This is a genomic window from Sphaerisporangium sp. NPDC088356 (assembly GCF_040685555.1).
Lineage (GTDB): Bacteria > Actinomycetota > Actinomycetes > Streptosporangiales > Streptosporangiaceae > Sphaerisporangium.
On record NZ_JBFBIK010000008.1, the window covers coordinates 1 to 14,581 of the forward strand.

At 66.5% G+C, this 14,581-nt stretch carries 13 protein-coding genes and 1 pseudogene; 13 read left to right on the top strand and 1 reads right to left on the bottom strand.

The features are described from left to right. The first annotated feature begins 162 nt into the window (after positions 1-162). Positions 163-2,133, top strand: coding sequence for a thioredoxin domain-containing protein (locus tag AB0O34_RS05245; protein WP_363912833.1), 1,971 nt, complete (start codon positions 163-165; stop codon positions 2,131-2,133). A 5-nt stretch (positions 2,134-2,138) separates the two neighbouring features. On the opposite strand, the pseudogene AB0O34_RS05250 reads toward AB0O34_RS05245, so the two are convergent. Continuing rightward, positions 2,139-2,384: pseudogene (locus tag AB0O34_RS05250) on the bottom strand (transposase); the annotation flags it as partial. A gap of 665 nt (positions 2,385-3,049) precedes the next feature. Here AB0O34_RS05250 and AB0O34_RS05255 point away from each other — a divergent pair. From AB0O34_RS05255 to AB0O34_RS05310, 12 genes are all read left to right on the top strand, one after another. Beyond that, positions 3,050-3,190 carry a hypothetical protein gene (locus tag AB0O34_RS05255; protein WP_363912835.1) on the top strand — a complete coding sequence of 47 codons (141 nt, stop codon included), beginning with the start codon at positions 3,050-3,052 and terminating at the stop codon, positions 3,188-3,190. 253 nt (positions 3,191-3,443) lie between these two features. Then, positions 3,444-4,910, top strand: a complete 1,467-nt coding sequence (locus tag AB0O34_RS05260; protein ID WP_363912837.1) for an APC family permease — start codon at positions 3,444-3,446, stop codon at positions 4,908-4,910. Positions 4,911-4,991: 81 nt separating this feature from the next. Then, on the top strand, positions 4,992-6,245 hold the full coding sequence (locus AB0O34_RS05265) for an alanine racemase (RefSeq protein WP_363912839.1): 1,254 nt from the start codon (positions 4,992-4,994) through the stop codon (positions 6,243-6,245). 2 nt (positions 6,246-6,247) lie between these two features. After that, complete coding sequence (gene thrC / locus AB0O34_RS05270; RefSeq protein ID WP_363912841.1) at positions 6,248-7,585, top strand: threonine synthase; 1,338 nt, start codon at positions 6,248-6,250, stop codon at positions 7,583-7,585. 13 nt (positions 7,586-7,598) lie between these two features. After that, positions 7,599-8,249, top strand: coding sequence for a cyclase family protein (locus AB0O34_RS05275; RefSeq protein WP_363912843.1), 651 nt, complete (start codon positions 7,599-7,601; stop codon positions 8,247-8,249). Continuing rightward, entirely contained in the window at positions 8,246-9,208 is a 963-nt protein-coding gene (locus tag AB0O34_RS05280; protein WP_363912845.1) for a sugar kinase, read from the top strand. Before AB0O34_RS05275 ends, AB0O34_RS05280 begins: the two co-directional genes overlap by 4 nt. Further along, the gene (locus AB0O34_RS05285) at positions 9,205-9,408 is read left to right on the top strand and encodes a hypothetical protein (protein WP_363912847.1); all 204 of its coding nucleotides are present in this window, start codon (positions 9,205-9,207) and stop codon (positions 9,406-9,408) included. Before AB0O34_RS05280 ends, AB0O34_RS05285 begins: the two co-directional genes overlap by 4 nt. Before the next feature lie 54 nt (positions 9,409-9,462). Further along, positions 9,463-10,233 (top strand): SDR family NAD(P)-dependent oxidoreductase, encoded by a 771-nt coding sequence (locus AB0O34_RS05290; protein ID WP_363912849.1) that lies wholly within the window; start codon positions 9,463-9,465, stop codon positions 10,231-10,233. Then, positions 10,230-10,619: a Rid family detoxifying hydrolase gene (locus AB0O34_RS05295; protein ID WP_363912851.1), complete on the top strand. Its 390-nt coding sequence runs from the start codon at positions 10,230-10,232 to the stop codon at positions 10,617-10,619. The genes AB0O34_RS05290 and AB0O34_RS05295 overlap by 4 nt, the downstream gene beginning before the upstream one ends. Before the next feature lie 247 nt (positions 10,620-10,866). Continuing rightward, a complete protein-coding gene (locus AB0O34_RS05300; protein WP_363912853.1) occupies positions 10,867-11,919 on the top strand; it encodes a sugar ABC transporter substrate-binding protein in 1,053 nt (350 codons plus the stop codon). Between the two features lie 9 nt (positions 11,920-11,928). Next, entirely contained in the window at positions 11,929-13,458 is a 1,530-nt protein-coding gene (locus AB0O34_RS05305; RefSeq protein WP_363912855.1) for a sugar ABC transporter ATP-binding protein, read from the top strand. Positions 13,459-13,470: 12 nt separating this feature from the next. After that, the gene (locus tag AB0O34_RS05310) at positions 13,471-14,553 is read left to right on the top strand and encodes an ABC transporter permease (protein WP_363912857.1); all 1,083 of its coding nucleotides are present in this window, start codon (positions 13,471-13,473) and stop codon (positions 14,551-14,553) included. The last annotated feature ends 28 nt before the right edge of the window (positions 14,554-14,581 follow it).

The following is a 14,581-nucleotide window of genomic DNA, read 5'->3' on the forward strand; positions in this document are numbered from 1 at the left end:
GGGGGGGGGGGCCCCCCCCCCCCCCGCCCGCCGCTGGTTTTCGCGGCGGGCGCGACCCGGCCTAGTGTGAGGGGGACCGTGCGGGTAGTAACGGTGGCGCGCAGCTCTGCGCACCTCACGCGACGAGAAAAGTACGCACCGCGTACGCCGGGGGAGATCTCGATGAACCGCCTGAAGGACGCGACGAGCCCGTACCTGCTCCAGCATGCGGAGAACCCGGTCGAATGGTTCGAATGGGGCGAGGAGGCCTTCGCGGAGGCCCGCCGGAGGGACGTGCCGCTGCTCGTCTCGATCGGATACTCCGCCTGCCACTGGTGCCACGTGATGGCCCACGAGTCCTTCGAGGACTCCGGGACGGCCCAGATGATGAACGAGCGGTTCGTCAACGTCAAGGTCGACCGCGAGGAGCGTCCCGACGTGGACGCCGTCTACATGAACGCCACCACGGCCATGACCGGGCACGGCGGCTGGCCGATGACCGTGTTCACCACGCCCGAGGGCCACCCGTTCTACACCGGCACGTACTTCCCCCGGCAGCAGTTCCAGCGTCTCCTGGCCGGCGTCTCCCAGGCGTGGACGGAGGACCGCGAGGCGGTGCTCTCCCAGGGTTCCAAGGTGGTCGAGGCGCTCAGCCAGGGCTCCGCGCTGCCGGGAGGGCTCCTGCCGACGGCCGAGACGACCGAGCAGGCCGTACGCGATCTCGCCCGTACGTTCGACCCCGTCCGCGGAGGGTTCGGCGGGGCGCCCAAGTTCCCACCGTCGATGGTGCTGGAGTTCCTGCTCAGGCACGGCACGCCCGAGGCCATGGAGATGGCCGAGAAGACCCTCGACGCCATGGCCCGCGGCGGCATGTACGACCAGCTCGGCGGGGGCTTCGCCCGCTACAGCGTGGACGCCGCCTGGCTGGTGCCCCACTTCGAGAAGATGCTGTACGACAACGCCCTGCTCCTGCGGGTCTACGCCCACTGGTGGCGGGCCACCGGGTCCCCCCTGGCCAGGCGCGTGACCCTGGAGACCGCCGACTGGCTGCTCCGCGAGATGCGCACCCCCGAGGGCGGCTTCGCGTCCGCCCTCGACGCCGACAGCGAGGGCGTGGAGGGCAAGTTCTACGTCTGGACGCCCGGGGAGCTGCGCGAGGTGCTCGGCGAGGAGCGCGGCGCCCTGGCCGCGTCGCTGTTCGAGGTGACGCCCTCGGGCACCTTCGAGCACGGCGCCTCGGTGCTCCAGCTGCTCTCCGACCCCTCCGACCGCGCGCTGTTCGACGACGTGCGCGCACAGCTGCTCACCGCCCGCGCGGCCCGGGTGCGCCCCGGCAGGGACGACAAGGTGGTGGCCGCCTGGAACGGGCTCGCCATCGCGGCCCTCGCCGAGGCGGGCGCGCTCTTCGACCGCCGCGACCTCGTCGACGCGGCCCGTACGGCCGCCGAACTGCTCGCCGATGTCCACCTCGACGGCTCCAGGCTGGCCCGCACCTCGCGCGACGGCCGCGCCGGCACCAACGCCGGAGTCCTGGAGGACTACGCGGACGTCGCAGAAGGTTTCCTCGCCCTGTACGGGGTCACCGGGGAGGCCCGGTGGTTCGAGCTGGCGGGCGCCCTGCTCGGCACCGTGCTCGACCGGTTCCCCGACGGGTCCGGAGGGTTCTTCGACACGGCCGACGACGGCGAGCGGCTGTTCCAGCGGCCCCAGGACCCCACCGACAACGCCACGCCCTCCGGGCAGTTCGCGGCGGCGGGCGCGCTGCTCTCGTACGGCGCCCTGACCGGGTCGGCGCGCCACCGGGAAGCGGCCGAGGCGGCGATCGGCACGGTGTCGGTGCTCGCCGACAAGCACGCCAGGTTCGCCGGCTGGGGCCTCGCGGTCGCCGAGGCCGCGCTCGCCGGGCCCGTCGAGGTGGCGATCACCGGCCCGCTGGACGACCCGCGCACCACCGCCCTGCACCGGGCCGCCCTGATGGCCGGCGTCCCCGGCACGGTCATCGCCCTGGGCGACGGAGACGTCCCCCTGATGGAGGGCCGAGGCCTGGTCGACGGCCACCCCGCCGCCTACGTCTGCCGCCACTTCACCTGCCAGGCCCCCGTAACCACCCCCGCGGCCCTGACCCGAGAGCTACAGGGGTCGGCCACTCACTGATTCGCGTAGCTCGCGGGGGTCTTGTCGTAGCGGGTGGCGATGCCTCGCCAGGCCTTGTTGATCAGGCGCTCGACGGTGTTCCGTTCCTTGTAGAGGTCGGCGTCGTGGCTGACGGGCCGACCTCCCTTGCTGCCCTTGTTCTTCCGGTTGGCAGCCTGGTCCCTCTTCTCCGGGATGACTGCCTTGACGTGGCGTTTCCGTAGGTAGCTGCGGTTGCCGCGGGACGAGTAGGCCTTGTCCCCTGCGACCGCTTCGGGTCAACATCCGCCGCTACCGTAACGGCAAACTGCTGGTCAAACCGAACAAGGCAGCCGTGCAACGCATCCGCAGCAGGCTCGCCGCCGAGGTGAAGGCCCCGGACGAAGCCAACGCCGCAGCATTTAGTCCCTATAAGACTGAGACTTCGGCATGCAACCAAAACAATCACCGTAATTGATATTGCTGAATCATTCCGCCCCACGCCTTCTGGGGATGGGTTGCTCCCTTAAGAGTCGGGGTGCTTTGAGGTCCCGTCCTAGCTCGTCTAGCTGCGCCGACGCGTCGCGAGACGAGCCTGGTTAGTGGGAAGGGGTGACCGGAGTGCCATCAGGAGGGCCAGTCGAAAGGGCGATGGCGGCCGTGATCACCCTGGACGCCGACCGGATCACCCTCTGTGAGTGGTGATCGCGCCCGTTGTTGGGTGGCACACGGTTCGTGGGCAGATTGCTCAACATGCAAAGTGACAAGATTTGACCGCCGCTGACGGGCCACGATGCTCCCGCCGCGGAGTTCGGTCAGACAATGGGCGGCTGAGCTCCTTGCCTGCTCACCGGGCGCAGAATGGGACCGCATGGTCGCCACCAGTAGTTTGAGTGGGGACCGCTACGCGTCGCTAGATGTGATGACCTTTGCTGAAATACACGTATTGGGCAAATGAATGGCCCTACATGGTTGCGCGGCGTCGGAGGAGACCGCCTCGGCGATCCGGCGGGTCTCGGTGTACAGCACTCCGATCTGGCTGATCGTCGAGGCCATGCCGATCCGGTTGCCGAGTTCCTCCTTGATGGTCAGGGACTGACTCGGAGCCCGACGCGGCGCTCGCTTGCGACGAGCTGTTCCACGCCTTCGGCTGGTTTGCCACGGTCGCGTCCCTGTTCACCGCCGGGTGCACTCAAGCCGGAGTGTCCACTCTCCTAGCTGCACTTCCGTATCCGAACGGCCGACGTAGGGGCTATTGACACTTCAACTGGACGGACCTTAGGTTCTGGGCAAACGTTTGCCCAGAAAGGCGGTGGCAAGTGACGGACGGACGAACGGCAGGGACGCCTCCCATGCCGAACGGGCCCGGCGGAGAGCATGCAGTCGCGGCATCTGCGTCTGAGTCGCAGGGCGGTCTCAAGCGGTCGGCCATCGGTTGGGGTGCCGCCGCAGTCATCGGTGCGGTGTTCCTATCGCCCGCGTTGGGCCTCTACGCAAACATCGGGACGGTTGTCGGCACCAGCGGCAACGTGGCACCTGCAGTGTGGCTGGTTGCAGGCCTGCTCGCCATGCTGAACGCCACCAACTATGCGATGGTGAGCTCGCGGATGCCCGCTGCGGGCAGCGCCTTCACCTGGACCTGGAACCTGATGCGTCCCAAGGTCGGGGGCTTGATCGGCTGGGTGATGCTGGGCTACTACCTGACGATCACGCTCACGCTGCCGCTGCTGTTCGGCCTGTTCTTCAACGCATTCCTCAATGCGCTCAGCGTTCCGACCGGCTACGGAACTTGGGCCATCGGCGTGATCTTGTGCTCGGCACTCGTTGCCGTGCCGGCGTACCGCAACATCGAGGTCGGCACCAAGACCGCACTGATTCTGCTGCTTTTCGAGGCCGGCGTGGTGCTCGTCCTAGCCCTGACGCTTCTCGTGGTCCGTGGCAAGGAAGGGCTGCTTACCGCGGCACCGCTCAACCCGGGGAACGCGACCAGCTCGAGCTCGTTCTTCCTTGCCCTCGTGTTCGGTGTGTTCGCCTACACGGGCTTCGATGCGGTGAGCACCGTCGCCGAGGAGACCCACACGCCGCGTGCCAAGTTGCCGCAGGCCACCATCGCAGCTGTCGCGCTCGTGGGTGTCTTCTGGTTGATCGTCACCTACGCGTTGTCCTTCGCTCTGCCATTGAAGGAGGTCCAGGACGCCATCGCGAGCAACCTGACACCGGTCGCGCCGATGGCCAAGGCGGTGTGGGGCAGCGGGGAGATCATCGTCGACTTCACAGGTATGACCGCCGCCGCGGCCGTGTATCTGGCCGCCGCCATGAGCACCAGTCGGGTCGTCTACGCGCAAGGCCGTGACGGTATATTGCCGAACTTCGTCGCACGTTTGAACCCGCGGCACCGCACCCCATGGAATGCCCTGCACATCATCTTCGTGGTGGCAATTGTCGGCACCCTCGCCGGAGCGGCGGTGGTGGGCATCCTCAACTTCTTCGCCTGGGCGGCGAGCGCGACCATGTTCTTCGGGCTGATCATGTACTCGGCCACGGCGGTCGGGAACTTCCTCGTCCATCGCCGCGACGGCGGAGGCCGCTGGTTCACGACCATCGTTGTGCCGGTACTGGCAGTGCTCGTGAACGCCTACCTGTTCTACAAGTTCTACTTCGACGTCCTGTGGCACCAGGGCTTCGCCCTCGGCCAGAGCATCACGATCACCTGCGTCGCCTTTGTCATCATCGGAGCCGGCTACATCGCCGTCCTGGCGAAGCGCAAGCCCGAGGTGTTCACCAAAGACAGCTACTACCTCGACGAGGTCGCCGGCTGAAATCCGTCCACATGGACGTCTTTCTTACTACCGAAAGGAATACCCGTGCTCCTGAACCGTGTCCTCCAACGCAACCCCGAGATGGTCGCCACAGCGATCGACTTTCACCAGCGCGGCATCATTCCCGCCGCCACCTACCTGGTCGACCTCGACGCGATCGCGGCGAACGCGCGCCTGATGGCTGAGGAGTCCAAGCGCCACAACCTCCGCAGCTATCTGATGAGCAAGCAGAACGGCCGTAACCCGTATATCACGCGGGTCGCGCTGGCGCAGGGCATCGACAGTACGGTCGCCGTCGAGGCCACCGAGGCGCGTGTCATCCACCGGTACGGGCTGCCGCTGGGCCATGTGGGCCACCTCTCGAACGTGCCGAAGAATGAGGTAGCCGACATCGTCGCGATGCACCCTGAGGTCATCACGGTATTCACCTACGAGGCAGCGAAAGCCGTCTCGGACGCCGCGGTGGCGCAGGGCCGTCACCAGAACCTTTACGTCCGGGTCAACAAGCCGGGCGATGAATTCTTCAAGGGAATGGTCGGCGGCTGGACCGAGGAGGACTGCGTCGAGGGCGTTCGCCGGATCATCGAGCTGCCCAACGTTGCCGTGATTGGCCTGACCACCTTCGTCAACATCACCTACCAGACCCCGGCTGCGACGGCCGCCAAGCCCACTGACACCTTCTTCACCATGCTCCGTGCGAAAGCACTCCTGGAGCGCGAGCTGGGTCTGAAGGATCTCCGTGTAAACGCGCCTGCCTTCAACAACTGCGCCACTTTCAAGATGCTGGCTGAGCACGGCGTGACCGATGTCGAGCCCGGCATCGGTCTGCTCGGATCGAGCCTCGCCCACGCCTACGAGGACTTGGCCGAGACTCCGGCCCAGGTCTACGTGTCCGAGGTCATGCACCACTGGGAGGGCGAGGCGTACACGCTTGGCGGCGGCCTGACCTACGTCGAAACGTCCGGCGGCCCCCACGAATACCAGGTCGAGGCCATCATCGGGTCGACCTTCGACGAGGCGAAGGACAACTTCCTCCCTCTCGTCGAGCGCGGGATCATCGACTACCACGGTGTGCTCGCGGACGGGCACAAGGCCAAGGTCGGCGACACGGCCATCTACGCGCTGCGCGCGCAGTTCTTCGTGAACCGCTGCTACGTGGCGATCGTCAGCGGCATCTCCACCGGGGAGCCCCGGCTAGAGCGGCTGTTCGACAGTGCAGCGAACGCGCTCGACGAGAACTTCGCCCCGGTCCCGCCCGCGCAGGTCATCGCAGAGATCGACGAGCTCGTCGCGTCCCGGTACGCGGGTGAAGGCGTGGTGCCGGCGAGCGATTGACGGTGCCGAAGCGCAGCCCGGAAGTAGACCAGATCTTTCCCGAGGAAACCATGATCGCGGATTACGTCCTACCGAACGGACGATCAGCGCAGGACGGCTTGGCGCAGCCGGCACTCGCCTGCTTGAACTGTCAGGCAGCCGAACCGGTGGTCACTCGTACCAGGTGCCAACGCTGTGACGGCTACCTGCGCGCCGTCGGCCACGCCACGTCTCCGGTCGTCGACACCGAAGGCCGAGGGGTCTGGCGGTATGCATCCGCGCTGGCCGATGTCTCGGCGCCGAACCGTGTCAGCCTGCACGAGGGGCAGACCCCGCTGCTCGAGGCCGGACGGCTCGGTGCCGAGCTCGGAGTCGATCTGTGGATCAAGGACGAGACGCGGAATCCGACCGGGAGCTTCAAGGACCGCATCCTGGCGGTTGCGACTGGCGCCGCCGTGGACTACGGCGCAGCCGGCCTGGTCTGCGCCTCGACGGGAAACGCCGGCGCGTCAGCTGCGGCATACGCAGCCCGCGCCGGTATCGCCGGGGTGATCCTGGCCCCCGCCAAGGCCGCCCTGAACAAGGTCATGGCCGCCCAGGTCTTCGGGGCGACCTGGATCAGCGTCGACGGGGACTACAGCGACGCGTACAGCCTCGCCCTGGCCGCGGCGGCTGAACTGGGCTTCATGAACGTGACCACCACGTTCGTCAGCCCGTTCTCCGTCGAAGGCTCCAAGACGGTCGCCTACGAGCTGTGGGAGGAGTTCGCGGACCGAACGCCGGACTGGATCGTTGTGCCGATCGGGGCGGGACCACTGCTGGTCGGCATCGAGGCCGGCTACCGGCAGCTCGCACAGCTCGGCATCGACGTCCGGCCGCCGCGGCTGCTCGCAGTCCAGCCGAGCGGCTGCGCGCCGATCGTGCGTGCGATCCGGACCGGCGCGGAGCATGTCAGCGCCTGGGGCACACCTGAGACGATCGTCGGGGGACTGGCCGACCCGCTCAACGGATACGAGGCCGAGGGCGACATCACTATGGCCGCGGTCCGACGATCCGGCGGATCGGGCGTCGCCATCGATGACGCCATGACCATCGAGTATCTCCGGCGTCTTGCGCGCGAGGTGGGGGTATTCGGCGAGCCGTCGGGCGCCATCGCGGTGGCGGGAGTGGCTCAGGCGCGAAGTGAAGGCATCATCGCAGCCGGTGAGTCGGTGGTCTGTTGCGTCACCGGTAGTGGACTGAAGGACATAGAAGCAGCCGGCGTGACCACGCCGCGCGTGATCGGCGTGGACCTCGGGCAGTTGGCGGACGAGCTGACGTCCCTGGGCCGTCCACCGCTCACGCCACAGAGGAAAGGCTGAGGTTCTCACAGCGATGCAGTTGATAGACCTGTCGCTGCCCATCGAATCGGACATGCCTCATTTCGACGGAACACCCCCCGTCTATGTGGCGCACAGTCATCGGTTGCCTGAGGCCGGCTTCCGCATGTGCACGGTGGTCCTGGGCAACCATGCGGGTACGCACCTGGATGCGCCCGCCCACTTCTTGACAAACGGTCGGACGGTCGACGAGGTGCCCCTCGAACGGTGCGTCGGAGACGCGACGGTGATCGACCTGTCATACAAGCGGCCGCGGGACCCGATAACGGTCGCTGACCTGCGTGACGCGGGCCTGACCGCGGTCGAGGGGTGCCGAGTGCTCTTGCGTACCGACTGGGACCTACGGTTCGGCGAACCGGACTACTTCGTCGACTACCCACCACTCGCTCCCGAGGCCGCGGAGTGGCTGGCCGAGGGCGGGGCGTGGCTGGTCGGTCTCGACATTCCCAGTCTGCACCAGGAGCATTTCAAGAACATGCACGAGGTCATGCTCGCGGCCGACATCGCGATCATTGAGTCTCTGGCGAACCTGCGCAGTCTGACGCAGCGCGAGGTCTTTTTCTCGGCCCTTCCACTTCGATTGAGCGGCGCTGACGGCGCGCCGGTGCGGGCGGTCGCCTACGACGGCACGCTGGGGACGACGTGACCACAAAATTTGACCTGGTCGCCATTGGCGAACCGCTCGTTGTGATGATCCCAGACCGGCCCGGGCCGCTCCGATTCGCGCCGCGCTTCGAGCGCGCCATGGCTGGAGCAGAGTGCAATGCCCTCCTGGGACTGGCTCGTCTCGGCGGACGTGCCGGCCTGATCTCGCGGGTGGGCCACGACGAGTTCGGCGCCTTCGTGCTGGAGACACTGCGCGGAGCGTCCGTGGATACAAGCCGCGTCGTCGTGGATCCGACGCGCCGGACCGGCATCTACTTCAAGGAAGAGTTGGCGCTGGATGGCCAGGCTCATCCGACCTACTACCGCGAAGGATCTGCTACCTCGGCTCTGGTCGCCGACGACATCGACGCCGGCTACATCGCACAGTCGAGGGCGCTGCTGGTCACCGGTATCTCCGCGCTCCTGAGTGACAATGCCTATGGTGCGGTCACACACGCGTTGCAGATCGCCCGCTCGGCAGGGGTCATGACGCTCTTCGACCCGAATCTGCGAAGCGGATTGTGGGGCAGTGAGCGCGCACGCGAACTGCTGTGTCCTCTGCTCGAGTACGTCGACATCTTCCTGGGCGGCGAGCGGGAGGCGAGGGTGCTCCTGGACGGCGACGCATCCTGGTCGACCCGAGAGCTCGTCGAGAAGCTGGCCGCAGCCGGACCGGTTGAGGTCGTGCTCAAGCGCGGTGCGGAGGGTGCCGCGATGCTTGATGCCACGGGTGCGTTCTTCGAGCAGCCGGTATTCCGCACGACGGTGAAGAGTGCAGTCGGGGCAGGGGACGCGTTCAACGCCGGATTCCTGCATGCCCGTCAGCGCGGTGATGATCCCCAGGTGGCGCTACGCGTAGGTGCGATCTGCGGTGCCGCCGTGTGCGCGGGCACCGGAGATTTCGAGACGTTCCCTCGTGAGAGTGATCTCGCGGCCTATCTGGAGAGCACGGAGCGATGAGCGGCCTCCTGCGGGGAAACCGCCTTCTCGCGGTTATTCGTCGAAACTCCTACGACGATGTGACCGACCTAGCGGCCGGCGCGTACGCGGTATCACTCGGCTCGGACCTCACCGGTTCGGCGGCCCATCCGCTCGACACATCCGAGATCACGCGGCGCGCCGTCGAGTTACGCCGGGACGTGGACGCTCTGGCGTTCTGAAATTCAGCAGTACACCGACGGCACGTCGTCGGGATGCATACAGGAAGGAAGTACATGCGACTCGCACAACGCGCCGCGATTGTGACCGGTGCGGCACAAGGGATTGGCAGGGCCACCGCCCGGCGGCTCGCCGAGGAGGGGGCTTCCGTCCTCCTCGTTGATGTCGACGAGAGCGCACAGCGCGTTGCCGCCGACATCACCTCGGCCGGCGGCACGGCGTTGTTCGTCCGCGGGGACGTCAGCGATGAGAAGGCGGTGACGAAGGCCGTCCAGGCGGCCCGCGATACCTTCGGACGCCTCGATGTCCTGGTGAACAACGCCGCAATGACCCTACCGAAGGGCCTCGAGGAGACGGCTGTCGAAGAGTGGGATCGGGTACAGGCGGTGAACCTGCGCTCGGTGTATCTGTTCATGAAGGCGGCGGCCCCGCACCTGCGGGAGAGCGACGCAGGTAGCGTCGTTAACGTCGCGTCTTTCCACGCCTCCGCAACGATCGAGAACTTCGCCGCGTACGCGGCGGCCAAGTCGGGCGTAGTCGGCCTTACCAGGAGCTCGGCGCTCGATCTCGCACCCGCGGGAGTCCGGGTCAACGCGGTCTGCCCCGGCATTATCGAGACGGCGATGTGGCAGGCGTGGCTCGACGAGGTCGAAGACGTTGAGTCCACCGTGGCCGAGGTCCTGAAGCTTCAGCCACTCGGTCGTGTCGGGCTGCCGGTGGACGTGGCGAACGCCATCCTCTTCCTGGCGTCGGACGAGTCCGCTTACATCACCGGTACCACCCTGTATGTCGACGGTGGAGTCACTGCGAGGTTGTCACACGTATGAGCACGGACAAGATAGAGCTTCGCACCGACGGCGCACCGCAACCGATCGGCGGCTACTCCCAGGGCATCAGGGTCGGCGACCTCATCTTCGTCTCGGGCCAGGGACCGGTTGATCCGGCAACCGGTGTCGTCACGGGGGTCACCATCGCGGAGCAGACCGCCGCGACTCTGAAGAACTTGAGCTCCATTCTGGCCAGTGGGGGTGCCACGCTGAACGATGTCGTGAAGGCCACCGTCCACCTTGCTGATCTGAGCGACTTCGACGAGTACGACCGTGTGTACAAGACGTTCTTCGATTCTCCCCGCCCGGTACGCACAACCGTGGGGAGCGCCTTGATGGGCATCCTTGTCGAAATCGACGTCATCGCCCACGTACCCGCGCGCTGACGCGCACGACCTATCCGACTCGAGGAGTCGGATACGTGGGCAACCGCGCGGCGGATTCTGTCCCGCGACCGACCATGACGATCAAGTAAACCAACAGTCATCTGACCGCGCGATGGCGGCTTGTCCGTTTGAGGGCAAACGATTGTTCACGGGCTGCGACGCCTGGATCTAATACGGCCTGGCAGGAATCCCCTGTATCGGGTCACACCACGACCCATAACTAGCGTGACCAAGCAAGGAGTACCAGGTGCCGAACCGCATTCAGCAGAGTGGGATCGTGTCGGGGTTGACGACCGATCTGTCGCGACGCTCGTTCCTCCGCGCCGCCGGGGCCGTCGGTGCGGCGGTCGCCGTACCGAGTGTGCTTGCCGCCTGCTCGAGCAACTCCGGGGGCGCGAGCGGAAACTCGGATGCCCCTAAGGGCAAAATCATCGGGTTCGACTTCCCGTTCACGACCATTGCCGTGTACGGCAACCTGAAGAAGTTCGCAGAGGAGCGCGCCAAGGAGCGTGGCTACGAAATGCGCTACACGAACGACAACGGTGATCTCGCCAAGCAGACCTCCGGCGTCTCGGCGTGGGTCGCGCAGCAGCTCCCGGCGATTGTCGCCTTCCCGCTCGAGCCGACGGCCATGGAGTCCATCGGCAAGCGTGCGCGTGAGCAGGGCCAGATCTTCGTCTCCTACTCGGTTCAGCTCAAGAACTCTGACGGAGCCGTGCTGTTCCCCGGCGTCGACAGCGGGAAGGTGCTGGGGAAGAACGCCAGCGACTTCGTGAACCAGAAGCTCGATGGCAAGGCCAAGGTGCTGATCCTCGGCAACGACAGCCTCGATGTCGGCAAGCAGCGCAACCAGGGCCTGATGTCGGTCTTCCCGCAGGCCGCTCCCGGAGCGAAGATCGTCAGCACTCAGAATGCGACGACACGGGCCGAGGGTCTCTCGATCACCAGCCAGGTCCTGTCCGCGAACCCGGACGTCAATGTCGTGCTCGGCTACGACGACGACGTCGCCCTCGGCGCCTACCAGGCGTTCCTGCAGCACGGCATCGCCCCGGACGCGCCGAACGTCTACATCGGCAGCCAGGACGGTACGCAGGAGAGCCTGCAGACCGTGGCCAAGAACGGCATCTACCGGTGCACGGTGGCGGTGCGTATCCGGGACATCGGCCACGCCATCGTTGACGTCCCCGCGGACCTGCTGGAGAAGAAGGCCACGGCCCCCAAGGTGGCGAGCATCGCACCTGTAGCGATCACCGCAGGGTCGCCGGAACTCGCTGACTACCTCAGCGACTACACGCGCTAGCGAGGAACCATGTTGCAGGTGAGCAACGCCATGAAACGCTACGGCGGAGTTCAGGCACTCGGCGGTGTGACACTGGATGTGGCGGAGGGCACGGTTCACGCACTGCTCGGGCACAATGGCGCCGGGAAGTCAACACTCATTCGCGCGCTCAGCGGTGCGACCACTCTCGATGAGGGACGCATCGAGCTCGACGGAGACGTTCTCCAGTTGGAGAGTCCGCGGTCGGCGATCGCCGCGGGGATCGCCACCATTCACCAGAACCTGAGCCTGGTCGGTGCCCTCACCGTTGCCGAGAACATCTTCCTCGGCAACGAAAAGCGTCGTGGCCTGTTCGTTCGCCGCGGGCAACAGCGAGACCAGGCGGCAGAGACGTTGAGCCAGCTGGGCCTTGATGGCATCCACAACCGTCGCGTGGCGACACTCTCGATGGGGACCCAGCAGCTTGTCGAGATCGCCAAAGCCCTCGAACGTCACAGCCCACGCGTGCTGATCCTGGATGAGCCGACCGCCGCGCTCACCCATGGTGAGGTCGAGAAGCTGTTCGAGCAGGTTGCCGCCCTGCGCGCGCGCGGACTGCACATCATCTACGTGACACACAGGTTGGCCGAGATCGAGCAGATCGCCGATCACGTCACCGTCCTCAAGAACGGCGAGGTGGTGCTGTCACAGCCCACCGCGAACCTGCACCGTGATGACGTCTTCCGGGCGATCGCGCCGGGGCGATCCACATCGGGCGGCGCTGGCGTCGCGCATGCGGTGAACGGCCCCGCCGAGGCGCATTCCGCCGCTGCCTCGCAGGCGGGAGCACGGCCAAGTGGCGGCCTCGAGGTCCGGCGGTTGGACGGTCACGGCCTGCGTGGAGTCGACCTGCAGGTCAAAGCGGGCGAGATCGTCGGCCTCTACGGGCCGCTAGGCTCCGGCGGGTCGGCGATCCTCGACATCTTGGCGGGCGCGCGCCGCAACTGGGCGGGAGAGATCGCTCTCGGCGGCAACGTGTATGCGCCTCGCTCGCCGTCGGATGCGCTCCGGAAGGGTGTCGCGCTGGTGCCGAGCGACCGGCGCAGTCGCGCACTGTTCGCCGGGATGACGATGAGTGAAAACGTGCTCATCGCTAAGGCCCAGCGGGTCAGCCGGGCCTGGCTGCGCAGCACCAGACGGGAGCGTCAGGCTTTCGATCGCGTCGCGGCCGATGTCAACCTAATTCCCCGCGACCCCCGGGCCGTCGCCGGGCTACTGTCCGGCGGCAACCAGCAGAAGTGCGTACTCGCCAGGTGGCTTGTTATCAGCGAAGAGCTGCGGGTGCTACTGCTCGACGAGCCGACCCAGGGAATCGACGTGGGTGCCCGCGCGGAGATCTACTCGCTACTTCGGCGCGCGGCCCGGGACGAGGGGATGGCGGTCCTGGTCAACTCGTCGGATGTCGAGGAAGTGGTTGCCATCGCAGATCGCGCCTACGTGATCGTCGATGGTGCCATCACGGGAACAGTCGCCGCCGCGGACCTCACTGAGGCCCAGCTGCTCAATCTTGCGAACCAATAAGGAGACCGATCGATGAATCGTCCCGCGCCCGCGACTCGTGGGCGATCCAAGCTGCTGAGCGCGCTAGTCGGCTCCGCCTTGCTGATCGGCGTGGTGGTCATGCTCATCGGCTTCTCGGTCGCGAGCCCGCTGTTCCTCACGCCGAATAATCTGCGCCAGATCCTGCTGGAGGGTTCGGTGCTCGCCCTGGTGGCGGCCCCGCTGACCATCCTCGTGCTGATGGGCATGATCGATCTTTCGGTTGGCTCGATGTTGGGCGTCGGCGGAGTGGTCGCCGGCGAGCTGATGGTGAGGTTCCACGTCAATCCGCTGCTAGCGGTCCTGGTGGCGGTTGCTGTGGGAGTGCTGATCGGGCTGGCAAACGGCACGCTCGTGGGCTTCCTACGGTGGTCGCCGATCGTCGTCACGCTCGGCATGTTGACGGCGCTACGCGGCGTCGCGCAGGTTATCGCACCGCAGACCCCCAACGGCTTTCCCGCTGGCTTCGGCAGCTTGGGTGCGGGATATGTCCTCGGCATCCCTGCCCCGCTGTTCTTCGGAGCCGGCGCGTTCGTCGTCGCCGCGGTGTTCCTCTATCGGACGCCGTGGGGACGTCATGCGTATGCCATCGGTGTGAACCGTGAGGCGGCGTTCCTTTCCGGTGTCGCCGTCCGGCGGCTGCCGATGATCGCGTTCGCCGTCACCGGCGGTGCCGCGGCGCTCGGCGGCGTGCTGGATGCGGCCCGCCTCGACGCCGCCCCGGGCGGCACGCTCGGTGTAGGTTTCGAACTCACCGTTCTCACTGCCGTACTGCTCGGCGGTGTCGCGTTCGAGGGTGGACGCGGAACGCTGTTCGGCGCGGTACTCGGCGTGCTCTTCCTGGTCATCCTCCAAAATGGCCTGACTCTGCTGAACGTTCAGAACTACTACCAGGACATCGCAAACGGGCTCGCGCTGGTCGTCGCCGCAGCGTTGAACTTTGCCGCCGAACGGCAGGGCACCGCAGGTGGTCTCACGGCGCTGCTCGACTTGGTGCGGGACCGGCAAGTCCGGCCGGCCGCGCCGCAGGCGGAGAACACTCCGATCCCGGCCGAAGACGGTCTCGTGACCAAGTAGACCACTCCGCGCCACCACAGCATGTCAT